The sequence below is a fragment of the Nocardia sp. CNY236 genome (assembly GCF_000482385.1).
Taxonomy (GTDB): Bacteria; Actinomycetota; Actinomycetes; order Mycobacteriales; family Mycobacteriaceae; genus Nocardia.
In genome coordinates, this window is record NZ_AXVD01000034.1 from 13,006 (window position 1) to 39,165 (window position 26,160).

Annotated in this window: 23 protein-coding genes; 11 read left to right on the top strand and 12 right to left on the bottom strand. The window is 64.2% G+C overall.

The annotated features are described in order from the left end of the window. Nucleotides 1-38: 38 nt before the first annotated feature. The 9 genes from K940_RS0117350 to K940_RS0117390 form a co-directional block, all read right to left on the bottom strand. Nucleotides 39-485, bottom strand: a complete 447-nt coding sequence (locus K940_RS0117350; RefSeq protein ID WP_028478584.1) for a thioesterase family protein — start codon at nt 483-485, stop codon at nt 39-41. Then, on the bottom strand, nt 482-6,103 hold the full coding sequence (locus K940_RS28830) for a type I polyketide synthase (protein ID WP_196812246.1): 5,622 nt from the start codon (nt 6,101-6,103) through the stop codon (nt 482-484). The genes K940_RS0117350 and K940_RS28830 overlap by 4 nt, the downstream gene beginning before the upstream one ends. Before the next feature lie 81 nt (nt 6,104-6,184). Further along, the gene (locus K940_RS28835) at nt 6,185-7,219 is read right to left on the bottom strand and encodes a DUF1702 family protein (RefSeq protein WP_051407296.1); all 1,035 of its coding nucleotides are present in this window, start codon (nt 7,217-7,219) and stop codon (nt 6,185-6,187) included. Beyond that, entirely contained in the window at nt 7,216-7,932 is a 717-nt protein-coding gene (locus tag K940_RS30915; protein WP_081706441.1) for a 4'-phosphopantetheinyl transferase superfamily protein, read from the bottom strand. Before K940_RS30915 ends, K940_RS28835 begins: the two co-directional genes overlap by 4 nt. Next, the gene (locus K940_RS30920) at nt 7,929-8,675 is read right to left on the bottom strand and encodes a LuxR C-terminal-related transcriptional regulator (protein ID WP_051407298.1); all 747 of its coding nucleotides are present in this window, start codon (nt 8,673-8,675) and stop codon (nt 7,929-7,931) included. The genes K940_RS30915 and K940_RS30920 overlap by 4 nt, the downstream gene beginning before the upstream one ends. Continuing rightward, the gene (locus K940_RS30925; RefSeq protein WP_196812247.1) at nt 8,653-9,261 is read right to left on the bottom strand and encodes a response regulator transcription factor; all 609 of its coding nucleotides are present in this window, start codon (nt 9,259-9,261) and stop codon (nt 8,653-8,655) included. The genes K940_RS30920 and K940_RS30925 overlap by 23 nt, the downstream gene beginning before the upstream one ends. A 1,026-nt stretch (nt 9,262-10,287) precedes the next feature. After that, the gene (locus K940_RS28855) at nt 10,288-11,874 is read right to left on the bottom strand and encodes an MFS transporter (protein ID WP_051407299.1); all 1,587 of its coding nucleotides are present in this window, start codon (nt 11,872-11,874) and stop codon (nt 10,288-10,290) included. A 39-nt stretch (nt 11,875-11,913) separates the two neighbouring features. Further along, nucleotides 11,914-12,363 (bottom strand): SRPBCC domain-containing protein, encoded by a 450-nt coding sequence (locus K940_RS0117385; protein WP_028478586.1) that lies wholly within the window; start codon nt 12,361-12,363, stop codon nt 11,914-11,916. Continuing rightward, nucleotides 12,363-12,734 (bottom strand): helix-turn-helix transcriptional regulator, encoded by a 372-nt coding sequence (locus K940_RS0117390; RefSeq protein ID WP_196812249.1) that lies wholly within the window; start codon nt 12,732-12,734, stop codon nt 12,363-12,365. The genes K940_RS0117385 and K940_RS0117390 overlap by 1 nt, the downstream gene beginning before the upstream one ends. 215 nt (nt 12,735-12,949) lie before the next feature. Here K940_RS0117390 and K940_RS0117395 point away from each other — a divergent pair, with 215 nt between their 5' ends. The 4 genes from K940_RS0117395 (at nt 12,950) to K940_RS0117410 (ending at nt 17,427) form a co-directional block, all read left to right on the top strand. After that, nucleotides 12,950-13,258, top strand: coding sequence for a chorismate mutase (locus tag K940_RS0117395; protein ID WP_028478588.1), 309 nt, complete (start codon nt 12,950-12,952; stop codon nt 13,256-13,258). After that, nucleotides 13,255-15,321, top strand: coding sequence for an aminodeoxychorismate synthase component I (gene pabB / locus K940_RS0117400; RefSeq protein ID WP_028478589.1), 2,067 nt, complete (start codon nt 13,255-13,257; stop codon nt 15,319-15,321). Before K940_RS0117395 ends, pabB begins: the two co-directional genes overlap by 4 nt. Next, nucleotides 15,318-16,160 (top strand): prephenate dehydrogenase/arogenate dehydrogenase family protein, encoded by an 843-nt coding sequence (locus K940_RS28860; RefSeq protein ID WP_081706443.1) that lies wholly within the window; start codon nt 15,318-15,320, stop codon nt 16,158-16,160. The genes pabB and K940_RS28860 overlap by 4 nt, the downstream gene beginning before the upstream one ends. 73 nt (nt 16,161-16,233) lie before the next feature. Further along, the gene (locus tag K940_RS0117410) at nt 16,234-17,427 is read left to right on the top strand and encodes a cytochrome P450 (protein ID WP_028478590.1); all 1,194 of its coding nucleotides are present in this window, start codon (nt 16,234-16,236) and stop codon (nt 17,425-17,427) included. A gap of 37 nt (nt 17,428-17,464) precedes the next feature. Here K940_RS0117410 and K940_RS0117415 read toward each other — a convergent pair whose 3' ends face one another. Genes K940_RS0117415 through K940_RS0117425 form a run of 3 tightly spaced genes read right to left on the bottom strand, consistent with a single transcriptional unit; the run spans nt 17,465 to nt 20,261 of the window. Further along, nucleotides 17,465-19,006, bottom strand: a complete 1,542-nt coding sequence (locus K940_RS0117415; RefSeq protein ID WP_036529011.1) for an AMP-binding protein — start codon at nt 19,004-19,006, stop codon at nt 17,465-17,467. After that, nucleotides 19,003-19,245 carry a hypothetical protein gene (locus tag K940_RS0117420; protein WP_028478592.1) on the bottom strand — a complete coding sequence of 81 codons (243 nt, stop codon included), beginning with the start codon at nt 19,243-19,245 and terminating at the stop codon, nt 19,003-19,005. The genes K940_RS0117415 and K940_RS0117420 overlap by 4 nt, the downstream gene beginning before the upstream one ends. Further along, nucleotides 19,242-20,261 (bottom strand): ketoacyl-ACP synthase III family protein, encoded by a 1,020-nt coding sequence (locus K940_RS0117425; RefSeq protein WP_028478593.1) that lies wholly within the window; start codon nt 20,259-20,261, stop codon nt 19,242-19,244. The genes K940_RS0117420 and K940_RS0117425 overlap by 4 nt, the downstream gene beginning before the upstream one ends. Nucleotides 20,262-20,470: 209 nt before the next feature. Between K940_RS0117425 and K940_RS0117430 the strand changes: the two genes are divergently transcribed. From K940_RS0117430 to K940_RS28875, 7 genes are read left to right on the top strand one after another with little or no spacing between them, the layout of a single operon-like run. Beyond that, on the top strand, nt 20,471-20,713 hold the full coding sequence (locus K940_RS0117430) for an acyl carrier protein (protein WP_028478594.1): 243 nt from the start codon (nt 20,471-20,473) through the stop codon (nt 20,711-20,713). Next, complete coding sequence (locus K940_RS28865) at nt 20,710-22,104, top strand: aminotransferase class III-fold pyridoxal phosphate-dependent enzyme (RefSeq protein WP_051407301.1); 1,395 nt, start codon at nt 20,710-20,712, stop codon at nt 22,102-22,104. Before K940_RS0117430 ends, K940_RS28865 begins: the two co-directional genes overlap by 4 nt. Then, nucleotides 22,101-22,535: a thioesterase family protein gene (locus K940_RS28870; RefSeq protein WP_051407302.1), complete on the top strand. Its 435-nt coding sequence runs from the start codon at nt 22,101-22,103 to the stop codon at nt 22,533-22,535. Before K940_RS28865 ends, K940_RS28870 begins: the two co-directional genes overlap by 4 nt. Then, nucleotides 22,528-23,064 carry a 3-hydroxyacyl-ACP dehydratase FabZ family protein gene (locus K940_RS0117445; RefSeq protein ID WP_081706444.1) on the top strand — a complete coding sequence of 179 codons (537 nt, stop codon included), beginning with the start codon at nt 22,528-22,530 and terminating at the stop codon, nt 23,062-23,064. The genes K940_RS28870 and K940_RS0117445 overlap by 8 nt, the downstream gene beginning before the upstream one ends. Then, nucleotides 23,058-24,185 (top strand): beta-ketoacyl synthase N-terminal-like domain-containing protein, encoded by a 1,128-nt coding sequence (locus tag K940_RS0117450; protein WP_028478596.1) that lies wholly within the window; start codon nt 23,058-23,060, stop codon nt 24,183-24,185. Before K940_RS0117445 ends, K940_RS0117450 begins: the two co-directional genes overlap by 7 nt. Further along, nucleotides 24,182-24,667 (top strand): hypothetical protein, encoded by a 486-nt coding sequence (locus K940_RS0117455; protein ID WP_155980931.1) that lies wholly within the window; start codon nt 24,182-24,184, stop codon nt 24,665-24,667. The genes K940_RS0117450 and K940_RS0117455 overlap by 4 nt, the downstream gene beginning before the upstream one ends. Continuing rightward, entirely contained in the window at nt 24,664-25,992 is a 1,329-nt protein-coding gene (locus K940_RS28875) for a class I adenylate-forming enzyme family protein (RefSeq protein WP_051407303.1), read from the top strand. Before K940_RS0117455 ends, K940_RS28875 begins: the two co-directional genes overlap by 4 nt. Nucleotides 25,993-26,160 lie beyond the last annotated feature (168 nt).

Genomic DNA, 26,160 nt, shown 5'->3' on the forward strand with positions numbered 1-26,160 from the left:
CGCCACGGGCACCTGCTGCCACCCACATTGCGTGGCCGTCATCGGGCCGACACCGCATCGCTCATGTACGGACGCAATGCCTCGATCAACGGCTCTGGAACGCGGGTCGGGCGGGTGTCACCATTCGGGCCTCGCATACAGACGATGCGCTGCCTACCCCGCCCGACCAGCAACGGGCCGTCAGGGTGTTCGCACCAGTACTCGAATTCGAGTTCGAGTGTGGTTTGGCCCAGATCGGCCAGGACCATCGAGATCACCAAGTCGTCGAATGCGGCGATCTCGGCGATGTACTCGCACTCGACCTTCTGGGTGAAGAGCTTGAGGTCGCCGCGGACGTCATCCAGTATTTCCGGCGCCATCTCTTTCAGGAACATCTCCCGGCACCGTCCCTGCCACCGCAGGTAATTGACGTAGTAGACGTTGCCGACGAGGTTTGTCTCCTCGAAGCCGACAACATGCCGGTACTCATACGCCGGTGTCCTCATGCGACCACCTTGTCCTCATGTTCCGACACCACCGACAACCAGGCGACAGTCAGGCGCACACGTTGCTGCCAGGTGGTCTCTACGTCGGCGACCAGGGCCTGTGCTGGTCCGGCAGCCATTCGGTGGAGCCCGCGCGTACCGCCGAGGTTGCGTACTTCGATCTCGCCGGATTCGATACTGCGCCCGAGGATCTCACCGAAAGCGGCGTCCGTGAGGTCGTCGATGGTGTCGGCCGCGCACCGCACCGCACACGAAGCGCCTTCGAGCGTGGCACTCATCATCAGAGTGCCCTCGGGCGAGCCCGTGACCTGTACGGAGCCGAGCACGCCCGCATCTGCGAGTACTCGCTCGAAGTGTGGACCGAGCAGGGCCGGTGACCAGAGGTCGGGCACTTGCTGTCGGACCGCGCGCAGGTGCAGTCCTCGCCACCGTTCCACGAGGACACCGCGCTCGTCGAACACATCTATGTCGTAGACGTGCAACGTACCGTCGTGACGGGTCTCGCGGGCAAGGAATACCCGGTCACCGGCCGGTGTGGGATCGAGCACTTCGAGCAGGTCGATCCGTTGCGGTAGCAATGTGGCATCCGGAACACTCACCTGATTACCGTGCATCAGTGCATCACGAACTCCAGGATCGCCGAGCAGCAGATCTGCAGGAAGAGCACTGGAGAACCAGTCGACCTCGGCACTGGATACCCGGCAGCGCACCTGCGTCGAACTCAGGGTGTCATAGCCACGAACCCGCTGGAACCGTCCACGTTGAAACAGCAGCCTGCCGTAGAGCTCGACATCGGGATCCAGCGCCACCGGCTCGGAGGCCGGCGATACCGACACGTGGCCCGAGCCCGGGTCGATTCTGGCCCCGGTTTCGGCAGTCGCCGCGAAGTGTGCGATCGCGTAGTCCGATTCCTCACCGAGCAGCACGACGTCGACCGCCCCGTCGACACGGCGGACCGCGCTGAGACGTATGGTGTAGTCGTCGCCGGCCGGCACGATGATCGGGCGGTCCAGACGCACGTCGGTGAAGCGGACTGGACCCACAACTCCGGTAATCGCGCTTGCGAACTGGGCCATCGCCTCGAGGCCGATAACGGCTGGCAACACGTGGTCGCCATCGATCTCGTGATCGAGAAGGTAGGGATCACTGCTCACCGAGAGCACAGCGTCGGCGACCAGCTCGAAGCCCGGGTGGTGTCGCCGCACCCGGTCCACGAATCGACTGAGAGGCAGTTCGACGGGACGGGTATGCAGAGTTGGCACGCTGTCTGTGCGTCCGCAGACCACCAGTGTCGGCGGCGTATCGCGGGTCACGGTCCGGATGAACAACTCGGTGCCGTCCGCCGGCGAGATCGCGGAAATCCCGGCGGCGGCAAGGCTCTCTACCGCTCCCATCTTGACGCCCATGCCGATGCCCGACCACACCGACCATTCCAAACACGTTGTCCGGCACTGTGGGTTGTGCACTCCATGACTGCGGGTCACTCGGGCAAGTTCGGCGTTGGCCATGGCATAGTGCGCCTCGCCCCACATCCCGGAGCGACCGATGACACTGCTGAACGTCACCACATGCCGGAGTGCTTCGTCATCGACCTCGGCCAAGGTCGATAGCAGGGTAGACAGCGCGTCGACCTTCGGGGCAAACGTGTTTTCGACGTCTGTCCACGTGAGACCCTCTAGGATCGCTGGGTCGTTGCGCCCAGCTCCGTGGAGCACGTGGGTGACCGCGCCGAACCGAGCAGCAATCTGCTCGACAGCATGGCGGATGGCGACGGAGTCGGCGAAATCGGCTTGCACATAGTGCACTTCGAGGTCGGCGTCCTCGAACCGCCGGAGTGTCTGGGAGACCTCCTCGGTCGTGGCGATGGAGCGCCCCACGATCGCAACTCGTGCGCCCAAATGACGCGCCCATTCGAGTGCGCACTCGGCAGTGATGCCCTTGCCGCCTCCCGTAGCCAGCAGCACAGGCCGGTCGTCGGCCACAACCCCGCTGCCGAGGTCTGGCGCAGGCGCCTCGTCGAGCACGTACGGCACAAGGTGAGGCACGTACCGAATTCCGTCGAGATAGCGCACGTGGACGAATCCGTCCGTGGCGGCGACCTCCGCGGCGAGTTGCTCGGGTTGCACCGATCCGTCCCCATCGACGACGGTGACCCGAAGCTCGGAGTGCTCCAAAAAGAGAGTCTTTGCCAGGGCTGTCGTCGTATCGTGCCCGCCCAATACCACCAGCCGGCGGCCCGCACCAAGGGTCGTCGCTGCTCGAACAGCGGAGAATGCGCGGCGCAGGTTCGCGCGGTCTGCGTCGGCCGGCAGACCCAGCAGAACGCCGCCGTCGGTATCGCCCGCGAGCGCCGACAACCAAGCCGCCTCGGCAGTGGGTGTCCAACCCTCTGCGTGCACGATCCAGGCTGCGGGCTCCGCAACGGGGGCAGGCGCACTGGTGCGCAGTGGCATGGGAGAGAACTCTTCGATCCACGTGCCGACGAAAGCGTTGACCGCCCCAAGGGGATCCGAATCTCTCGATGTTCCGGTGTTGCCGCGCAGCGACTCCAGTCCGGCGGCAAGTTCACCGATCGTCGATGTCGCCAGGTTCAACGACCCGAAGTCGTGAACGCCCACTGCGCTGGCAACCCGAGCTACGACCTGCCCCACCGTGATCGAGCTCAGGTGCAGGTCGTCGAGCATCCGACTCTCCGTGCCGACCGCCTCGAGGGGGAGCTCGGCTCGCTCGGCCGTCATCCTGATCAGAAGATCGAGCACGTCGACGTCGTCTCCTGCCAACACCACAGCATCTTTGCCGGTCGCTACGCTGCCGCCGCTTCGGCGTCGCAGGCCATCGGCTGCGACACTCTCGGCAGGATTGGAGAGAAAGGTCTGCTCGCCGTGCGGCGGATCACGGTGAAAGCGTTCGCCGTTCACGGCGGTGGGGTCGGGCAGTGCACCGCCGACCCAGGTCGCAGCCGCAACAGCAAGGTAGGAGGTCAGATCTGGGTCGTCGCTGTCGAGACCGACAACCGGTACGGTCACGGCATTCGCCACCGCGAGCCGCGCCATGCTGTGGCCTGGACCGACTTCGATCAACAGGTCGCTGCGGGCAGCCACCTCTGCCACCGCCTCGGCGAACCGTACCGGCTCGACGATCTGCCGACACAGCAGGTCGGAGAGCTCGGCAACGGGCATCTCGCGGTCAGCGGCAAGAACTGCGCCGGTCACGGTGGAGACCACCGTGTGCTCTCCCGCGAGCGGCAGCGCACTCAGCGGGATTCGGTCCAGACACCCCGCGAGCGCCTCAGCGGCCGGTAGCGCCAGAGGCGAGTGGAAGGCATGCGAGACCGGCAACCGCCTGCCAGCAATACCAGCTGATTCTGCCTCCGTGAGCAACTTTGCGACAGCCTCACCCGTCCCTGAGACGACGGTGTGTCGGGGCGAGTTGAGAGCTGCGATGGTCACGTCGTGGGTCGGCGGAAGCAATGCTCGGACCACGTCCTGCGGTGCGTCGAGGCTGGCCATCGTGCCGGGCAAGCCATTCTCGGCCATGATGGTCCCACGCATACGGGCCAGTTCGACAAGTGAATCGCTGTCGATGGCACCTGCCCAGGCGAGGGCGCACAGCTCGCCTAGAGAATGCCCGGCGGCGGACGAAGCGCTGATGCCGAGTTCGCGTAGTGCGGCAAGGCCATAGAGGCTACCGATCACCGTCAATGGCTGGGCGTTTTGAGTAGCGACGACGTCGGTGAAAAGAGCTGCATCGGCATGCTGCCGATATCTCGTGACGTCGGGCAGATGGCGCGCCAGGACTCCCCCTCGTAAGTGGCTGCCGGTGCCCTGACCGGGGAACAGTAGCCCGATCTGAACGCTCTCACCGTCCGGTGCGCGGCCGAGGTAACCCCCGCCAGGTACCTCGATCACTGCCGGGCTGAGCGGATCCCCGGCGAGTGGTCCGTCTTCTTCGAGGCGTTCTGCCAGCAGAACGAGCCGGCGCACCGCCTCTTTGGGGGCGGTGACGACAGTGGCTGCCCGGTACGTGCCGGCCGCCTCCCGTGCCCAGCTCATCGCATAGTCGGTCAGCTCCGAGTAGCTGCAGGTGCGCAGAGCAGCGGCGGCCTCGCGCAGCCGGGCAGCGAGGCGTGCAGGGGTGCGTGCAGCGAGCAGCAACAACTCGGCGTCGTGGCGCGAAGCCGCCAGGGCACGCACGTCCGGCCGCCGGTCCCAATCGACCAGTTCGGCGCTGCCAGGATCGCCCTCCACCACGATGTGAGTATTGATACCTCCGAAACCCATGGAGCTGACACCGGCACGTAACGGAGCAGCGTCGGGCCACGGCTCGGCGAGCATTACCGGACGGACGGCACTGTCGTGGTCGGTGAAGCGAAGGTGGGGTCGCCGGCAGCCGATCGTCGGTGGAACGACGCCGTGGCGCACCGCCTGGACCGCCTTGATCAGCCCCGCCACGCCAGCCGCAGCCTTGGTGTGGCCGATCTGAGCCTTGACCGAACCGATTGCAGCGCGATCGGTGGCGCCGGCGGCGCGGCGAGCGCTGGAGATGGCCGAGAGTTCGAGATCGTCGCCGACGGGTGTCCCAGTGCCGTGGCCCTCGAAGTAGGGCACGGTTTCGATGCCGAAGCCCGCACGCTCGTAGGCACGCCTCAGGGCGAGTTGGTATCCCATCGGGTCCGGGCGCGTCATTGCGCCAGCGCCATCTGAGGACACTCCCCAGCCGGCGATGTGGGCCAACGGTTTGCGTCCGGCCGCCAGGGCATCCTCCTCGCGCATCAGCACGACCATTCCGCAGCCCTCGCCCGGCCAGAAACCGTTCGATCCCTTGTCGTACAGCTTCATCTCGGTCCGGGCAAGGGCACCGGTCTTGGCGAAACCGACGATCTCGAAGGGGTCGATGGACAGATCGACGCCGCCCGCGACGGCCACGTCCAACTCGCCGTCGATGAGCGAGCGAGCGGCTGTCGTCACAGACAACAACGAAGACGAGCATGCGCCGTCGACGGTGTAGCCACCTCCCTGCAGGTCGAAATAGTTGCAGATGCGCCCGGCGATCGTGTTTGCCAGCGCTCCCGCCAGAGTGTCTTCGTCGACATGCGGGAAAGGCGCCTTGTAAGGATCTTCCATCTCGTCGACGAAGTCGGCGACCGCATCGTCGTCCCAACCGATTCGACGTAGTTGGGTTGCAACGACTCGTCGTACGTATGGCCACCGCAACCGCAAGAGGTTGGCGCGGGAGAACTCGCCGGTGAGTGTGTTGCCGACGACGACACCCGTCCGCTCACGGGGCAGCCCTTCGCCATTCTCGAATCCGGCGTCCGCTAGCGCTCTGCTCGCAACGTCGAGTGCCAACCAGTGGGTCAGGTCGGTTGAATGGTAAGTGCTGCCAGCAATTTTGAACGCGGTCCGGTCGAACGTGTAGTCGGTCAGGACCGCCGCATTGTCCGCGTAGAAAGTGTCCGGCGTGGCCGGGTCGGCGCTGTAGTAGTCGGCCAAGGAGGTTCGTACATCCGGGATGCTCCGGAAGGCTCGACGGCCGCTCACCGAATTCTCCCATAACTGCCGCGGGTCGGTGGCGTCTGGGTAGACGCAGCCCATGCCAACGATGGCAATTCGATTCACAGTGCGCTCCTCCGAACGGGATTGGACCATCCGGCCCAGCCTTGCTATCGATCGTCTTGATCAGCGACCACTGCGGCCACTTCACCGTTGCGGGGCTGAGTGCCTGCCGTTGGCACCCGGACCACCGAGGAGGTCGACAGCGAGCCACTCGCGCAATCGGTCGCGCCAGGTGGCGTACCGAGGCATGGGGCGGTCGTCGGGTCCGGACACCTCGAAGGCATCCACGACGGCCACAGCGTCGCGCACACTCAGCCCGGTGATGGTGGCCAGCGTCTCGATGGTGTGGGCCGGCACCAAGCCCGCGGTGTGGCGCGCCTTCACTGCAAGGAGAGCGCCGACGCCGAGGTCGGGTGCGAATGTCGCGGCTGTAGGCACCAGGGAGGACATGTCGTCGGCGTGGCCCGCGAACGTAGCGGCCAGCCCCACACCGGACCACAGATCCTCGCGGCGTTCGGGTGCGAATTGTTCTATGGCGTGCGATACCTCGGCCACACGGCCGGCGCACGCGAACCACAGAGCTCGTCCCACACCCTGATCGACGGCCTTCTCGAAGTACCACTGCTGTCCGGCGCGCCAGGAGTAGGGCGCGGGTCGCTGTTGGCGGTGGATGTAGCGTTCGGGGTGGAAGTAGGCGAGGTCGAAACCGTAGCCGTCGACAGCGAGCCAGGCCATCGCCGGGTGCGGGGGGAGGGTAGCGGGCAGCACCCGCGACCACAGGCGACGAGGAAGGCGCGCCATGGCGAAGCCGATTCCGATGTAGTTGAGGAACTGATGAGGAAGTCCGGACCCGGTCATGATCAACTCGGCGGTCTGTGGCTCGCGGTAGGGCGGTAGCGACACCGCATCGAGGATCGTGGCGGCCATGATGGCGCCTTCGTAGGCGAAACCCCGGTGCTCCTCCTCGACGAGAGCAAGCCGCGCGTGCACGCCATCGGGGTCGGTCTCGCACAGTGCGTGCTCCAAACCCACGACCACCGCCTGCGGCACGGCCGAGAGGGATCGCACTCGGGGGTCGATGGCATCGTGCCCGAATCGAGCAGTGAGCGTGACGTCGTCGATGCCGGGTGAGACAGCGCTGGCGAGCGTACCGTGAACGAGTTTGCGCAGCCGGTTCACGAGATGCCTCCACGGGTGAGGGTACGGATGAGGGAGGTGCCATCCCGCAGCCGCGGCGCGAGGGAGCCGTCGGCGAGCACGGCCAGCGCCGCGGCGTAGTCCGCGTGCGCGGTGCTCAGGTCGATGTCACACAGTGCCACAGGCGCATTCAGCTTCGGGAACGACACCAGCGCGGCCTCCTGATTCGGGGCGGTCACGCGGACCTCTCGCAAAGGGATCGAGATGCCGACACCGCAGGCCTTGACCACTGCCTCCTTGCGACACCAGGTTCGGTAGAACTCGGTGAGACCGACCGGCGTCGGCTCGTCGGGAACGACGATGTACCCCGCGATCAGGTCGACTTCGGTACTGCTGTCTCGCTTCTCGACGTCAACCCCTACGGGAGCGGCCTCGGTGAGTGCGACCAGCACCAGGTTCGAGGAATGCGCAATCGACATGTACTCGTCGCGCTCCTCGAGGTAGGGCTTGCCGTGTTCTGTGGAGCCACACATGACACAGCGGCAGGCCACATGAATAGAGGTGGGCTCGACTCCGGCGCGCTCGGCGACGGCCGCGCGCAATAGGGAGCGACCGCCTGCGTGGCGCAATCGGTCGCCTCGGTTGCGCAGCCGCCTCAGGTGACGCTGTTCCTCGGGGGCAAGCAACCCTGCGACCTGTTCTTCATCGATCTCGTCGAGTCGCAGCATCCACACGTCGCAGTCGATGCGTCTCATGCTGTTTGCCACGCGGAGCGATCGCCGAGCAGACCGGCCCGTGATGCAACGGCGATGGCCTCGCTCCGTGAGTCGACACCCAATCGCTGATAGATCGCCGATAGTCTCCGGTACATTGCTCGTTCCGACAGTGCCTCCGACTCTGCGAGTTCGAGCACGGAAGAACCAGCTACCAGCCGGTTGAGCCACGTGACTTCTCGAGCGCCGAGCGTGTCGTCGGGAGTCGGACAGCCGAGGGCGAGGCGGCGCGCGACGTCGTAGGGGAGCGTGCACTGGCCGGATACAGCAGCCCGCACCGCGATGGTAATGGCTTCTGGTGACGCTGCGAGATCCAGCGCTCCGTGGTACCCGGCCGCCAGGGCTGCCACCAACGTTCTCTCCTCATACGCTGCCGCGATCGCGATCTGGAGTCGATCGCTGGTGGGAATGAAAGGTCGTGGGAGCTCACCACGATCGTGCACGGCGACCGTAACTACGGTAGAACCCGCGCTATCGGACGAGTCCTCGTCGACCGGTCCGACGGCAGGGTGCATGCCAGCAGCGCGAAAGATCGTCGCGAGACCACAACGCAGTGTCGGTGGTCCCCCCACCACGCGGAAGACGGGGGTCGACCCAACGACTTCGGGGGCAGTCGAGGTTCTCCAGCCCGACAGCGGGGAATCGTGCATCGGAGGATGGTCGTGCGCAGTGATGACATTGCGGTTGTCAGCGGGCCAGTCCTCATCGGTCGTCGTCGTGTGCATCAGTTGGACCTCCGTGTATCCGCTTGCAGCCGGCACTATGCCCTGCGCAGTGCTGGTTCGGGCACTGGAGAATTCCGAGTCTGATCGCCTCAATGACGGCCGAGGTGCGGTTGGGAGAGTCCAGCTTCACCATGGCGCTGGCAATCAGTCGCTTGACTCCGTGCGGTGAAATACCCAGTTTCCGAGCGACTTGATCATTGCTCAGTCCATCAGCGATATACTCGAGCGTCTCCTTCTCACGTGCGGTGATGGCATACGCACTGCGAATGGAACTTCCGGCTGGTCTCTTGCCCACCAGTCCGCGCAGCATGCTGGGTGGAATTGGAAAGGCGCCCTCGAGGCACAAGCGCACGACTTCGTCCAGTACGGAGGGTGAAAGGTTGGCGATTTCGACGTAACCGTCGGCAACCACGGCCCGGGGTGATCCAACTGTCGCTCGAGCATCGACGAGCGATGTCACGGCGACGAGCACACGAGGATCGATGCGGACAGGCACCATACCTATGCAATCGTCTGAGACGATCAGTAGATCGTAGCAATTCAGCGAGGGCCGATCGGGATTCGGATATCCCACGAAGTCGACCAATTTCACTTGCTCGAGCATTGCCCGGAGTCCGGTGCTGATGACCGAACTCGACGATATGACTCCGACAGCAATGGTGCCCTCTGTAGACGAATTCGAAAATGGTGTACCGCAGTCCCTATACATTCTTCCCTGCCAATTGATATTGCGAGGTTCTCGTCCGTGTTCGTCACCACGGGCACTATAGAGTCCACAGCGGTCGCGTCGAACCCATACGGACACAGGATTTTCGACGCCGCCCGGGGTGTGCGCTGGGGTTGGGCATCCGGGGTGTTGGTAGGGAGTCTCGGTGCGGGTGCACTCGGCGCACGATGGGCAGCGCCCTCCCTGAGCCCCCCCTGGGTAGTGACTTCACACCCGAAGCACTCGAGGGTGCCTCCGTGGTGAAGTCGGTCGTCCCGGCGTAGGCAGTAGCGGGCGACCACGGCCGGAAAGCCGTGGTCGCCCCTGTTGTTCGCAGTATCCGCACGCCGACAATGTGGCGTAGGTTATCGTCGGTCGCAACAGGAAGGCGAGCCCATCGTGACCGATGTCGACGAGGACACCGCGGTCGAGCTACCTGTTGTTCATCCGGCAGCTGGCTCGCCACCACGAACGAGCATCCGTGGCAGGCAACCAGGTGCGGAGTCCGCGACCTCTCGATCGGAATGTGGTTTCTGCACAACGGGTTCGAGGAACAGGATGGCAACGTCACCGCCGTCACCGTCTACTCGGGCCAACGCTACCTCATGCGTATTCGCCGAGCTTCGTGCCTGCGAACCGCGCCACACCAGACATCATCACGGCCGCTCACAATATCGAGTTCACAGAATAGTTCGGTTGCTGGCCCCCAAAGATCGTCTATAGGAAACACGAGTGAATTTCAGGTGTTCAGCTGCGCTCGACAAGCACCCTCGGATACCGAATGGCTCGATCGGGTTCTGGCCCCCGACCACAACAGCTGCCCTATCGGGTGCCGGTGCCGGAGCACCGGCGACGTGGAGGGGTGGTTCGGGTGTCACACTCGTGCTGTCATGTGACACCCGGACTTCACCGCTCGTCGTCAGCAGATAAGGCCTTGTCAGTCGATACGTCGTCCGATACATCGTCGTCTTCGACTCCTGGCAGGTCTGTACTCGGTTGCGGAGGCTGCGCGCCACGCAAGGCAACCACTGCAATACCGGCCAGAGCAACGAACAGACCGACGCCGACCCACGCCGTGACGTGCATACCCGACACGAAGGCCTCGTTCATGTCACCAACGAAAACGCGCAGCGACTCTTGAGAAAGATCACGCACGATAGTTGCTGCCTGCATCACGCTTTCGGTAACCGAGACGCTATCGGCCGGGACGTCGACCTCTGCCATCTGGGAGCGGTACACAGCCGATGCGATAGATCCGAAGGCAGCGATTCCTACAGCAATGCCGAGATGGTTACTGCTCTCCGAAAGCGACGCCGCGGATCCCGCGCGTTGAGCGGGCGCCCCACTGACAACCAGGTCCGTGCCGATTGCCCCCATGGGGCCGAGACCGAGGAAGGCCAATACGAAGGCGGCCACGAGGAAGACCATGCTGCCTTGCTCGGGCACCTGCGTCATCAGCAGATATCCCGCAGCCGTGACCAAAAGACCACCGGCCACGAGATGGTTGATGCGAACTTTGCCGAGCAGTCCCGGCGCAGCCATCGAGCCGATGACGATCGCCGCGGTCGATGGCAAGAGCCATAGACCTGCGATAAACGGCGAGTGCTGCTCAACGGTCTGAAGATAGAGGCTGACCACGAGGTACATGCCTCCGGTGGTCATGGACCCGAAGAAGAGGATGACCAGAGAAGCCGACAACTGTCGACTTCGAAACAGCCTCAGGTCCACCATCGGGTCGGTGATGACCTGCTGACGCCGAAGGAAGATCACACCGACCAAGGCGCCGCAGATGAGCGGAACCCACGTTGCCGAGCCGTCGGCGCCGGTCGCGAACTCTTTGAGAGCGTAGACGATCGGCAGTATGGCTCCCAGCGACAACGGGACACTGAGTAGATCGATCCGACCAGCGTTCGGATCGCGGTACTCGGGAAGCAAACGTGGACCCAGTACCAGCAAGATGGCCATGATCGGGACTCCAACGAGAAACACCGAGCCCCACCAAAACCAGCTCAGCAACGCGCCGCCGATAACGGGACCCAGTGCACCCCCGACCATCAGACAACTGAACCATGCCGCGATCGCACTACCCCGCTCGCGTGGGTTGGTGAAGATGTTCGAGATCAGGGCCAGCGTCGATGGCAACAGGGTGGCGCCGGCGATACCCATTGCTGCCCGCGCAACGATCAAGGCGGTTGGGGTCGGCGAGAACGCGGCGATCACTGTTGCCACAGTGAAAACAGCAGCGCCCAGCAGCAAGAGCTTTCGGCGTCCTACACGGTCGCCCAGCGAACCCATGGTGATCAGGGAGCCCGCCAGAAGGAAGCCGTACATGTCCATGATCCATAGCGACTCGGTGCTCGTCGCACCGAGCTCGCTCGACAGCGCTGGCAGTGCCAGGTACAGGATACTCTGATCCATCGATATCAAGATCGTCGGCAAACCGAGGACTGCGAAGGCCCACCAGCGTGCGTTGGGCTCACGCGAAGCGTTCATCGAATCTCCCAATCAGATCGGTGAGTAGTCCGGGCGAGATCAGAGCGCGTTGGCGAGGTTGCCGAGAGCCATCGAGAGTCCTTCGCGAGTACCGGCGATCATGTCGTCACCCACGAACGAGCAGATCTGCGAGATCACGGTGACCTCGGTTCCAATGTCGCTCGGATCGAGGCTCCAGCTCACCAACGAGATCGCCAGCGGTTCCGAGCCCAGCGAAATCGTCTCGCTGTAGACGATGCGGACACCCTCTTTGATGTCCAGATAGCGGACTCGGCCGGTGAGTTCTGCTCGACCTACGGGTCCGCATTGGAAGTCGTCCACTCCGTCCACGTCGAACGAGCTGGTCACGTATACCACCTCGTGCCCGTCGGGGGCCGTCCATGAAGCACGTCGCTCGACGTCTGCATAGGCCGCGAAGATCTTGTCGGGCGACGCCGGATAGCTGCGGGCCACCTCCACTGTGCTGTGTGTCAGGGTGGGAGTGCTCATCAGGATCCCTTCTCGTCGGTCTGATCTGCGGAGTCGGCGGCCGTCAGGGCAGCGACCGCCTCGGCCAGCCGGTCCAAACGTGCCTCATGGCGATTGCGCCTGCTTGCCGACCACCGTTCCAGGCGCAACAGTCCGTCCTTTCGTAGCTCGTGCACCCTTATCCGTCCGACCTTGCGGGATACCACCAAACCGGCCGACTCGAGGTGCTGCAAGTGCTGGACCACTGCGGCCAAGGACATGTCGAGTGGTCCCGCGAGCGCCGATGTGGTCGCCGGCCCATAGGCCAGACGCGTGATGACATTGCGCCGTGCGGGATTCGCCAGCGCTTTGAAGACCGCATCGATGTCGCCTGCATCGACATCATCGGGCACGCTCCCACCGTAGGCATCGGCACCCAGACAGTCAAGTAAACACTTAAGTAACAAGGCACCGCACTGTAGGAGAAGTCGCGCAATAGCTGCTCGGACATCTTTGAGATGACACGGAGGAACGAACCGAGTGCCGCCAGCCCGTCGATCGGACGCTGGTCGGGCCGGCCACTCGAACCTCCGAGAGCAGAGTCGATCGAACGAACGGTGGTGGAGGCATGGCCGAGACGGACCACGACATCCTTGCGAAGCCGCGGGCCAAGCTGGACGAGCTCGATGATTCGATCCTCGCCCTGTTGTCGGCACGTCTGCGGGTGTGCTTGGAAATCGCAGACCTGAAGTCACAGGCAGCGATCGCCATGATGCAGCCACATCGGGTCGACATGGTCCTCGGCCGCGCTCGAACCGCGGCCGAGGAATACGACGTCGATGCCGAGTTTCTCGTCGGCGTCTACGAGCGCATCATCGAAGCAACCTGCCGGGCCGAAGAACACCGTATGGCGCAAAGCACGGAGGATGCGGAATGACCCGCATCCTGATCATCGACAACCTCGATTCGTTCACCAACAATCTGGCCGCCCAAGTGCACGCGGTGACGGGCAATCCGGCGCTGATCGTCGACAACACGACCCCGTACGGCGACCTGCCCATGCACGAGGTCGACGCAGTGATCATTTCACCCGGCCCAGGGCACCCCGGGGTGCCCGAGGACTTCGGCGTGTGTCGTGAAGTGCTCGAACATTGCGAACGACCGGTGCTTGGCGTATGCCTGGGCCATCAGGGGATCGCGCAGGTCTTCGGCGGCACTGTCGTGCACGCTCCCGAGCCGGCCCATGGTGTGACAGATCTTGTGGAGCATTGTGCCGACGAGCTTTTCGCCGGATTACCCACGCCACTGCGGGTTGTCCGCTACCACTCGCTCATCGTGCGGGATCTCCCCGAGGAACTCGAGGTGACTTCGACGACTTCGGATGGATTGGTGATGGCCCTGCGACACCGAGGACTGCCGATTTGGGGTGTGCAGTTCCATCCGGAATCGATCGAGGCGCAATACGGCACCGAACTGATCGCAAACTTCGTGCGTTTGGCCACAGACGAAAGGCCGCGCACCGGTGAGCCGACCGACAGTGCGGCCGCCTTCGTCGCCACGGGCGGCCACCTCCGCGTCCGCCCGGAGGTGGCCGAGATTCCATGGCCGAGCGAACCAGCACACCACTTCCGCACCCAGTTCGAGGGCGAGACCTCGTTCTGGCTCGACGCCGAGAACAGCGACCACACCGACGCCCGCTATTCCGTGATGGGCGGGACCACGGACGACGTCCACCTCACCTATGACTTGGCACGCCGGCAACTCACCATGAGCGGACCGACCGGCGTCCGCACCGTGGTCGGTGATCTGTTCGCCTTGATCGGCGACCTACTCGAAGCCATGGCAGTCGAAACCGATGAGCTCCCAGCCGACATCCCCTACCGAGGAGGTCTGGTCGGATACCTCGGATACGAGTTGAAAGCGCTGTGTGGTGGGACATCCGCCCACACTTCGTCCACCCCCGACGCATCGCTGCTCTGGCCGGCACGCTTCGTCGTCCTCGACCATCACCAACGCCGCGCATGGAGTGTCGCGACAGGTCCGGCCGCTTGCGGCGCTACACGATCGGAGTCCTCCACAGCGCTGCGGGAGGCATCTGCGCAGGCCGCGAGCGCGGACTATCGACCGGGTCCGGTCGATGCCAGCGCGCTCGATCTGCGCGATGACCGAACCACCTATTTGTGGAACATCCGCGAAGCGAGTCGCCTGATCCGCAACGGCGAGTCCTACGAGGTGTGCCTGACCAACCGGGCGACCTTGTCGGCCCCGCACGATCCGTTCACCGCTTACGAGCGAATGCGGGCAGCCAGCCCAGTTCCCTACGGGGCCTATCTCAGACTCGGGGGTATCACCGTGCTCAGCTCCTCGCCGGAGTTGTTTCTCGAGGTCGCCGCATCTCGGGAGGTCAGTAGCGCCCCGATCAAAGGAACACGACCCCGGGGCTGTTCACCGCGAGAAGACGAACACTTGCGGCGCGAGCTCGCCGCAAGTGTGAAGGACCGCGCCGAGAACCTGATGATCGTCGACTTGGTACGGCATGACCTCAATGCGGTGTGCGAGCCCGGGTCGGTACATGTCCGCGAGCCGTTCACAATCCAGTCCTTTCGTTCCGTACATCAGATGGTCTCGGTCGTCCGGGGTCGACTGCGCGAAGGCGTACGCTCCGTCGAAGCCGTGCGGTCGTGCTTCCCGCCGGGGTCCATGGTCGGAGCGCCGAAGATTCGCACGATGGAGATCATCGACCGCCTCGAGAACGAAGCACGCGGGGTGTACTCGGGCGCCATCGGATGGCTCGACGCATCGGGCGCTGTCCGGCTGAATGTGGTGATCCGCACGGCAGTGCTACACGGCCATGAGGTCGCTGTCGGGATCGGTGGGGCCATCACCGCGCTATCGGATCCCGATGACGAGTTCACCGAAATTCTGGTCAAAGCGAGTGTGCCGCATCACGCCCTCGCCGGTGCGCCCGCTGCCCGCCCTCAGCGGAAGGTGGCACCGTGAACGGCCGCGTCGTCATCATGGGGAATGGGATGATCGGGCGATGGATCGCCCGGGACATATTGGCGTCCGAGACCGACGTCGTAAGCGTCGACCTGTATGACGGCGATGTCGTCGCCGACGTGACTTCGCCGGACCTCGAGCTACGAACGCTGGTGGGAGGCGCCGAGACTGTCGTCCTCTCACTGCCGGAGTCCGTCGGCGTCGTGACGCTGCGGTGGGTGGCGCAGGCCGTTGGCGCGAACGTGCCGGTGGTGACCACATCGTCGGTGCAAACACCATACTTCGAGGTACCGCAGGAGCCGAACTTCCGCGGCACACTCGTGGGGTTCACGCCGATGTTCAGCCCAGCGCTCTCCGCCGAAGGCCGTCCGATTCTGGTCATCGCCGACGCCCGCAGCCGACCGGCCGCGGTCGACCAGGTGACCGAGTGGGCCCGGACCGTCGGCGCCGCCCCCACTGTCGCCTCACCGAACGAGCACGACGAGGCCATGCGATTGGTGCAGATCTTGCCGCACGCAGCGGCACTCGGCGTCGCTGGGGTATTGGCGTCGTCGGATGCCGATGTCGCCATGCTCTGGAGCATCGCACCTCCACCGGCCAAGATTCTTCTGGCTGTTCTCGCTCGTATCCTCGGCGGATCGCGGGAAACATACGGCGATATTCAGCGCGCCGTGCCCGCCCAGGACGTCCGGCATCAGCTTCGCGAGGCCATTGGCCGACTCGATGGGCTCGGTTCCGACAGCTTCGCAGCACTACTCGACGAGTGGGCGAACAACATTGGGCTCGAGGTACTCACCCAGGCCAACCGCACCGCTCGAGACCTGTACCACCTGGCTTAGCAGTAGAGAAACCGGCGACCGTCCGCGCTCAGGAGACGCGCTGACCCTATAGCAGTCGAAAGAGTAGTGCCCGATGAACAATGCGTGTCCCTACCCCGCTGCCCGAACCTCGCGGTTACATCCGCCACGAGAGTACTCGCAGCTACAGGACGAACATCCGATCCATCGCTCGCTGTTACCCAGCGGCCGAACGGGCGTGGTCGTCACGAGATACGACCATATCCGGCAACTTCTCGAGGATGAACGGCTCAGCGCAGATGAGCGCCAACCCGGCTATCCCTTCCTGTACGAGGACGACTTCGAGTCACCGCTCGCCGGCACTTTCGCTCATAGCGACGGCGAGCGCCACCTGAAAGTGCGCCGGATCCTGGGCCGTGAGTTCACCCGCAACCGGGTCGAGGAGGTCCGTCCGCTGGTTACCCGCCTGGCACATGAGGCCCTCGATGCCATGGAGCAGTCCGGACAGCCAGCCGAACTCGTCGGAGACTACGCGATCCCGGTTGCCGCGAGCACGATCTTTCGACACCTCGGAGTCTCTGACGCCGATCGCCCGATCATCGAATCGAACACCCGGGCGATGATGGACGCCACCAGTTCGGAGCGCGAGGTGGGCGCCGCTGTCGGGGCGATCATCGCGCATTTGGACCAGATCATCAGTAGCAAGGAGCGAGCAGCCGGCGACGACCTGCTGTCTCGCCTGGTTCACGGCGAGCTGCTCCCGGGAAACCTCGGACGCGACGACGTGGTTTCGATCGCAATGATCGTGCTGGTGTCGGGCTCGGAGACCACCGCGACAATGGTGGGCCTGGGAACCTATTCCCTCTTGCAACACCCGGACCAACTGCGCCGATTGCGCGAAGACCCCTCGCTGTGGAGATACGCCGTCGACGAACTGATGCGCCACCAGACAATCATCACCAACCCGATCCAACGAGTGGCGATGGAGGACATCGAGTTCGGAGACGAGGTGATCAAGGCCGGCGAGGGTGTGCTGATGGTTCTCGAGGCCGGCAACCGTGATCCGCGTCATTACCCCGATCCGCACACTTTCGACATAGCTAGGCATTCGCGTGACCACCTCACGTTCAGCCATGGCCCGCACACGTGCCTCGCGAGCTCGTTCGCCCGAATGGAGCTCGAAGTGATCTTCGCAGCACTGTTCGCGCGGTTCCCGACACTACGGTTGGCCGTCGACGCCGAGGACGTCCCGATGAGGCCCGAATCAGTTGGCATGTACGGCGTGGAGCGGTTGCCTGTGGTCTGGTAGCGGCGCGACCGGACCACAGGCGCAACGGACTGCCGGTTCAGGCCCTGGCCAGCTCACGCAGCCGCCGCCGGTCGACCTTTCCGTTCACATTCTGTGGAAGGACTGTCAGGCGCTGAGTTCGTGCCGGGATCATGTGGTCCGGCAGACGTGCGCGCAGATGCGCGAGCAGCACATCTGCGCGCACATTCCCGACGACGAATGCGGTCAACTCGGTTGTCTCACCGACCGTATGAGCGACGACAGCGATATCGTCGACTTCAGCGCAGGTTCGGGCACAGTGTTCGATCTCTTGGGGCTCCACCCGATGGCCGTCGATCTTGACCTGGTCGTCTGTGCGTCCAACGACGTACAGCACAGCGCGACCATGCTCGTCCACGCGCTGCTCCACCAGGTCACCGGTGCGGTACCAATCCGAACTCTCCGGTCGGTCGACAGTCCCCCATATCTCGCGATCGCCGCCTCGGACGAAAGCGCCGTGGTCGTCACGCGAGGCGACGTAACCTGCGAATCGCTGCGAGCCACGCACAACCAACTCGCCGCGGTTCACGGCTGCATCCACCGGGATGAGCGCATGGTCGACCGCCGGGTGGGGGCGACCGACAGGGAGAACCCCACGCTGGTCCACAAGCCAATCCGCAGGGTCGTGCGGAGCAATGTAGTCGAAACAGGTGCAGGTGAGTTCGGTTGGTCCGTACACGTTCGCAAGCCTGCTTCCAGAGGCCGCCCGCATCCAGCGACGTGTCTGGTCGTGTCGCAGCAATTCGCCTCCGAACAGGCTCCACCGCAACCCATCCATAGCCCCTGGTCGGAGGTCGCCCAGTAGGTCGGCCATGGTTATCGACTGCGGTGTGGAAAACCAGTGCGTCAGGCGCGCCTCGGCAATGAACGAGGCCGGCATCACCAGTACCTCGTGCCCGGGGTCTACCAGAGTGCCACCCGCAGACCACGCCAACCACATATTGAAGACCGAGAGATCCCACGCGATGTCAGCTGTCTGAGCAACGCGCATCGGTTCGGTTGTCGCGTAGGTGCGGACGACATGGGGAAGCCAGCTTCGCAAGTTGTCGTCGGTGATGGGGACACCCTTGGGCGCCCCTGTCGAACCGGAGGTGAAAATAGCGTAGGCCTCGTTGCCGGGATGGCCGGTTTCCGCGGTCGGGGCGGGCAGTTCGGCGCCTTCCGTCGAGGGATCGACCTGTTGGAGAACGAGTCCTGCACAACGAATGCCGAGTTCACGAGCCAGCCCGACGTGGTGCTCGGTGTGCAGCAGTACGCCGACCTCCGCGTCCTGCAGGGCCGCAGCCAATCGAGGGGCGGGCATCGACGGGTTGAGCGGCACGACGGAGCACCCCAGACGCACCAGTGCCCAATACGCCACGTATGTCTCCACGGTGCGGCTGGTCAGCACGCCCACGCGGGCCGGCGCTCCCAGGTCGTGATCGATCTTGCGCCCGAGAGCTCCTGCGCGGTGCCACAATTCCCGGTAGGTGAGGTCCTCCCCCGCTACGGAAACCGCGGACACAGCCGGTGCGCGGCGCACCGAACGGTGCAGAACATTTCTCAGGAACCGGCCGCTCATCGCCCGTGCCCGATCGTGAACACGTCGAAGACCTCGGACGCGGTTGCTGCGGTAAACACCGCCGACACATCGAGAGCGGTGTCCGGACGTAGCTCGCACAGGGCGGCCATGAGCCGGACTCGGTGCATGGAGCGCCAGCGCACCTCCTGATCGAAATCGGAGTGCAAACCAGCTGCGTTCACAGGTAATTCGAGACGTTGGACAACCTCGATGAATTCGTCCCGGGTCGGCCCGCTCATACCTCGGCCTCCACGACGGTTACGACGACTGAAGTGAAGGTGAAGCCCGTTCCCGAACCGTTGATCACGACATGGTCACCCGGACTCAACCGCCCCTCGATGTGATCGAGCGCCGCGAATTGGTCACCTGCACCGAGGTGGCCAACCGTTCGCCCCCACTCCCAGGTCGATCGCTCGACTGCAACTCCCGCGGCGGTTCGCGCGTCCCAGTCGGTGAGGGTGAGGCCCATGTTCGGAAAGATCCATGCGGTGACCTGGTCGGTGGTTATGCCTGCATCGGACAGCGCACGGTCGATCGTGGATCGCTCGGTGGCTCGAATCCGGGAGACGAGGTCGATCATCGCCTCGGGGCCACGCTCTTCGACGTAGGTCGCGACACGACTCGCGACATCGATCGGCCAACCGGATTGACCGGCATGGCATATCCAGCTCACGCCCGCTCGCTGCAACGGCTCATGGGTGGTATCGCTTGCCGAGACGATCGAGCGGAGCTGGAGTCGCTGGGGTCGGTTCGACAGCACCAACGCAGTGCCAGCATCGCCATACAGCGTGCCGGGGGTGCCGTAGCGGGCATACATCGGCGGAGCGAACACATCGCTCGTAGCCAGGAGCGCATACGCAGGATCGGTCCGGGCGGCGAGGAAAGCGGCACCCAATTCGAGCGCCGCCAACCCACCGTTGGATGCCTGCCGTACCTCCGAGGGCACCCCATCGCCCTCGAGCAACCGATGGTGCAAGTATGCCGCACTGGCAAAGTCGTCCAGGCCCTGAAATCCGACGCAAGCGTGCAATAACAGGTCCGCGTGCGTCCCGAGCGCTGCGCGGTCCAGCGCCTGCTGCGCGGCAGCTTCCGCCAGTTCGATTGCCGCGACGTCCTCGCAGACCGACACCGACACGTAGCCGTCGTCCTCGGCGAGGTCGATCGGATATTCTCCGGCCGTCACTGCCTCATCGATCGACCGCAACTCGCCCAATGCGGTGCCGGTCCCAGCGATGTAGATATCTTCCAGTCGCACGATGCCTCCTGTCGCCGATTCGATCTACTCATCACCGTCGCGAGTTGCCACGCTCCTGCCTTCTCCTGGCGTGCGCAGCAGCACGGCGCCGTGCCCCACGGTGGACGAACTGCGGACGATCGAGCAGTACAAGGCACGCGCAGAGATGAACCGAGGCCGGCGTGCGGGCGATCGTGAAAGTCCCTGATCTCGAACCAGAGGTGTGACACATGAGTATCGAGGACCAAATCCGATCCATCATCGATGACGACATGATGACGGAGTCCGATGCAATGTCGATCAAGGACGGCGACAGTCTTCGTTCCGACCACGGCATGGACTCGCTGGGGTTCGTCGAACTACGAGTTCAGTGCGAGAACACGTTCGGTATCCGTATCGGCGACGACGACTTCACCCCCGAGAACTTCCGTTCTGTCGGCACGATCGCCGAGCTCGTACGAACCCGCCAATGATGGTGAATCGACATCTCGATGGGTCGGCCATCGACGCACAACGTCTGGTCGACGGCATGGATCTCCATCTCAGCCACTACGGTGGCCGGCCCCTCGATCTCGCGATCGTCGGCGGCGATGGCATCTGGGCCGACGCCGTTGTCACCGCTGGTACTCGACGTGGCGAGCTGATCCGCGCCATGGACGCCAGCGGCACCTACGCCAGCGCGTGTCTGGGAGCCGCGCATCCTGTGGTTGGGCAGGCCCTGACCACTGGGCTGGCTGCCGGGCACGCGACCGATGCAATGGGTGCCGCCGAGCGCTCGGAGTTTCTGCTGGATCTGCTCGGGCCCAATGGGTTACTCGTTGATCACTTCGCCTACGGCGACTACGTCGCGAGTGGTCGTAGCTCGGGTTCGGAAGGACTCGAGCTCGCGTTGCGACTCGTCCTGGAATCGCGCGTCGACATGTCCACCGGCCGGCCCGGTCCGCGAGCCGGCCGCGACACCGTGCTCGCTTTCGAGGGCGCATGGCACGGCTGGACGGGGGGCCTGCTTCCATTGCTGAACCGCCGTCACTACAGACACGGGCTGCCAACATTCGACACGGCGACGGCATCGGGACTGAACGTGCGGCACATACCTTTCGGGGACGCAGAAGCACTCCAGGGGTTCATCCAAGAGCACGGTCACCGCCTACTGGCAACCGTGATCGAGCCCATTCAGGGCGATGCGGGCATCCTCGAACCTCCCGACGGATACCTGCGCGAGGTCGCTGACCTCACAGCGCGCGCCGGGGCTCTGCTCGTCGCCGACGAAGTACTGACTTTCGCCAAAACGGGTGCGCTGCTGGCCATGCGCGATTCCCACGGACCCGTGCCCACCGATGTGACGGTGGTGGGCAAGAGCATCGGTATGGGCGTTGTCCCCTTCTCTGTGGTGATCGCACGTCGCGAGCTGCGTATTCGCACGACCGGCGCAGTGTCCACCAATGACCTGCGCCCGCTCGCGTGCAGCGTTGCCCGGCACGGATTGCGTCACATCCACGACACCGGACTACTGGCCTCCTCTGCGGAACGTGGGCAGCAACTGATCTCCCGCATGAATCATGAACTGGTCGAACAGCGGGGCCACCTCTTCCGGGAGGTGCGCGGGACCGGGGCGCTGTTGGGGGTAGAAATGACCGAGCTCGGATCCGAGCGCATCTCCGCACTGCGTCGCTCGCTCGCCGACCACGGAGTGCTGGTCGAGTTCATGGCCGGCGCCGGACGCCGCTCTCGGAATCATCGCTATGTGTTCCCGACATTGCGCATCGTCCCGCCGCTGACGATCACTTCCGATGAGTCGGCCGAGTTGGTCGACCGGCTGGTGCGAGGCATCGATGCTCTCGAGGCAGCGGGAGCCTGCACATGAGCTTCGGTTCGCTACGCCACGTGATCGAGCATGTCGACACCGACGCGCAGGGCGTTGTTCACTTCACGAGATACCTCTCCCTGTTCGAAACCGTGGCCCTGCGTGGTCTCGATCGGCATGCCGCAGACTCGGCGAACTGGATCGGCGCCCATCGCGACCTGGCCATTGCCACTGTTTCGGCGGTGTACCGCTGTCCGGCACGGTATGCCGAATTGCTCGAAATCACAGCGGAGGTCGAGCGGGTCACCGGCGCGCGGATCGTCGTCCACGCGAGAGCCACCACCGACGACGGACGGGTAGAGGTCGCCACCGGCGCACTGACGTTCTGCCTCGTCGATCACGAAGGCCGTGCCCAGCGCATACCCCCAGAATTGCGGTCGAGTCTCGTGAGCGGACGACCAACCACTTCGCAGGAGAACAATCATGTCTGACTTGTCGACCAGCCTCTGTGCCTCACCCACCGAGGATCCCGCCGAGGATCGTGCGGCTCACCGCACCGGCGGCATGCTCGGCTTCAGCCAGATCAAGGATCTGCTCCGGCATCGTCACCCCATGCTCTACCTCGACCGGGTAACGATGTACGTCCCGGGAGAGTCGCTCACCGGACTACTGGCCGTGTCCGGGAACATGGACGCGATCGCCGGTCACTTTCCCGAGCGGGCGGTGTTTCCGGGCACTCATCTCGCGCAGGCCTTCTCGCAAGCAGGCATCGTGCTCTACCTGCTGAGTTCCCGCCCGCTCCGGGACGATGAGATGACCCTCGTCGGTGCATTGAACTCGCGTTTCAGCGCCCCGGTGGTCCCGGGAGATGTGGTTCGGTTCGATCTTCGTGTGCGGCGATTGCTGGAGGACACGATGCTGTTCGGAGCCCGAGCGCACGTCGAGCAGCGTACTGTTGCGCGCTTTCGTGGAACGCTCAGCCGGGTGTCGGTCGATCGTATGGGCGAGCAACTGTGGTGAGGCCAGTTGCAATTGCCGGCTACGCCTGGTCGACCCCGCTCGGGAACGGAATCGACCAGGTGTGGAGTGCCCTGCTACAGGGCGCAGGTGGCCTCCGACCGGTGCCGAGTCCGCACCAGCTGCGTAACCTCGACGCCGGGTTGGCTGCAGGTTTGGACTACACACGGACCAGTCCGGCAGATCGACTGAAATACCTTACTCGGCAAGGTTTCTCGGATGTGCTCGAGCACGCCGGACTCGATGTAGCGACATCATCGAAGCGGTGGGCGGTGGTCCTGGGAACCAGCCTCGGTGCATCCCTCGATTCCGACCAGGGACTGTTCGCGTGGGCCGAACAGTCTTGCGCGAATTCAGGACTACCGGCCCCAGTTGTGCTGTCCACCACGTGTTCGAGCGGTATAGACGCGATCTCCGTCGGCCGCGACCTGGTGCAGGACGGTCTCGCCGATGTATGCGTCTGCGGCGGCGTCGACGTCCTCACGGAGGCCAAGCGGCTGGGGCATTCCGTACTCGGAACGATGTCACCACGCACTGTCCGTCCATTCGACGCTCGTGCCGATGGCATGCTGGTCAGCGAAGGATATGGACTGGTTGTCCTCGAGTCCGATCATCATCTGCGATCCCGCGGAGGCGCGGTTTTCGGCGAAGTAGTCGGCTGTGGCTCGAGCAACGATGCCGCCGGCCTCACCGAGCTCGACCCCTCGGGATCACATGTGGCCCAGGCGATCGATCTCGCGCTGCGCGAGGCCGGCGCCGAGCCATCGGATGTCGCGGTAGTGAGTGCCCACGCCACGGGAACCACGATCAACGACCGCGCGGAAGCGCATGCGCTGGGCCTGGCTTTCGGCGACATCGAGCCGGGACCGATGGTGGCTGCCACCAAAGGTGCGCTGGGGCATGGTCTCGGTGCCACCGGTGCCGTCGAGATGATTGTCACCGTGCAGATGCTTCGAACCCGACGGGTCCCCCCGGTGCTGGGGTTGGCAGAACCTCGAACCGAGCTCGGGCTGGGAGTATCACCCAAGGCTCAGGTCATCGAGTCCGGCAAGAACATTGGGGTTACGGTGAGTCTGGGTTTCGGTGGATTCAACACCTGCGTCGCATTGAGGGTCACGTCATGACCGAAGGACAATGCCGCCGTCATGTGTTCGACCTGGTCGCAAACCCGCTGAAATCACCCCGCGGACGGATCAAGGCCGACCCCATCGCGTGGATGGTCAGTCATGCTGTAGGCGAACGGATTGCCGATGACCCCCTCCCGTCCGACGCGGGGCCGACCGGTTTGGTGGTGGCGTCGAGCATCGGACCGGTGACGACTCAGGCGCAGGTGCGGATCCAAACCGACACAGGTCGATTGTCGCCGCGGCTGTTCGCCGCGGCCTCACCCGGCACGCTCGCAGCGGTCGCCTGTACCGTGCACGGTCTGCACGGACCGTCGCTGGTGTTCACCTCTCTCGGTGATCAGGGTATGGACATACTCGGTCCAGTCGTCACTCGCTGGCTGTCGTCGGGCTGTGGGCGCGTCGTCGTCGCCTGCCATGAGCAGACCTCACCGGACCGTCATGTGGTGACAACAACGATTCAGTCGAACGGGATGTCGTGATCGACCGTAACCGCTTATCCCGGTTTCTCGACACAGCTGTCGATGCGGGTGACCGCGATGCGAGCGCGCTGGCGTCGTTCGAACAGACCGCGGCCGTGCTTCGGAAGGCGTCGTTCGCGTCAGGAGATGCCATTCTCCTGGCCTCGACGCATGGCTTGGGCACCATCGGGGCATTCTTCGCCATACTCGATGCCGACCTGGTGCCGGTGCCGCATGGTCCAGGACGGCGCGATCGGCTACTTTCGGCCGCATCTGCATTGCAATGCCGTGCCGTGGCCACGATCTCGGGCACAGGGTTGCGTCCGAGAATCGATCTGCGGCACGTCCCGGCGCGCAACCACGACCAGCCGCCCTACCGTCCCGGTGAGGTCGTCCTGCTGACCTCTGGAACATCCGGCATTGCCACCGGATGTGTGCACGACATCGATTCGTTGCTCACCAATGGGCAGCGGCATCTGCGTTCGCTCGATATCGGAACCGGGTACCGGACGCTGGTGAGCCTGCCGCTCTACTTCTCCTTCGCACTCGTCGCTCAAGTGCTTGCTGCCTTGCAGAGTGAGGGCTCGATCGTGTTGGCGCCGCCACCGTTCACACCCACCAATTTCAATGCAGACCTGTCGCGCTATGAGATCGACAGTGCTGCACTGACCCCGTGGCTGGTTCACGACCTTCTGTCCAGCACGTGGCAGTCCCCGAGCTCGCTGCAAACACTGTCTGTCGGCGGCGCCCAGTTGCCGCCCGACGAGGTTCGTCGGCTCCGTGATCGGTGCACCACCACAAGCCTCGCGATAACCTACGGCTTGACCGAGGCGGGCCCGCGAGTGTCGACTCTGGTCACCGACAACATCGACGACGCCCGGCTCGCCTCCGTTGGGCGTCCGATCGAGGGCGTAGAGGTGGTTTCCCCCACGGTCCCAGGAGAAGTCCGGGAACTGATCGTCTGCACGGACACCGCCGCGAAGCGGCGCGCCGGCGCAGTCCGGCGAAGCGAGCATCGAGAACAGAGCGGAATAGTTCGCACCGGCGATATCTTCTCAACAGACGCCGACGGCTATCTGTTCTTCCACGAGCGCCACCGCGACATCGTCGTGCACCGTGGGAACAAACTCAATCTGCGCTCGGTACGGCAACTCGTCGAGGAGTCGCCGCTGGTTGTCTATAGCCGCACCCGGCCGACCGTCGAGGGCTACGCCCTCCATTTGTTCGCCCAGCCCACCGCGGACGCATCCGACAGCGAGATCAGCCGTAGCGCATTGCGCCGTCTCGCTCTGCGAGAGCGCCCTACGCAGATCACGATTTCGCGCGCTGAGCGGCCACACAAATAGCGTCGCTACACCTCCACCACAGCGAAAACAGTTGTGTCGCACAAGGTTACCTTTTCGGGAAAAAATTCCGAGGTCACAGATGTCACGACTGCAAACGCACGAGAGAAGGTGAAGGCGGGTCGGGTTTCGAGCACTATCGCAGTCAAAGCCGCTGATGCGGACGAATCG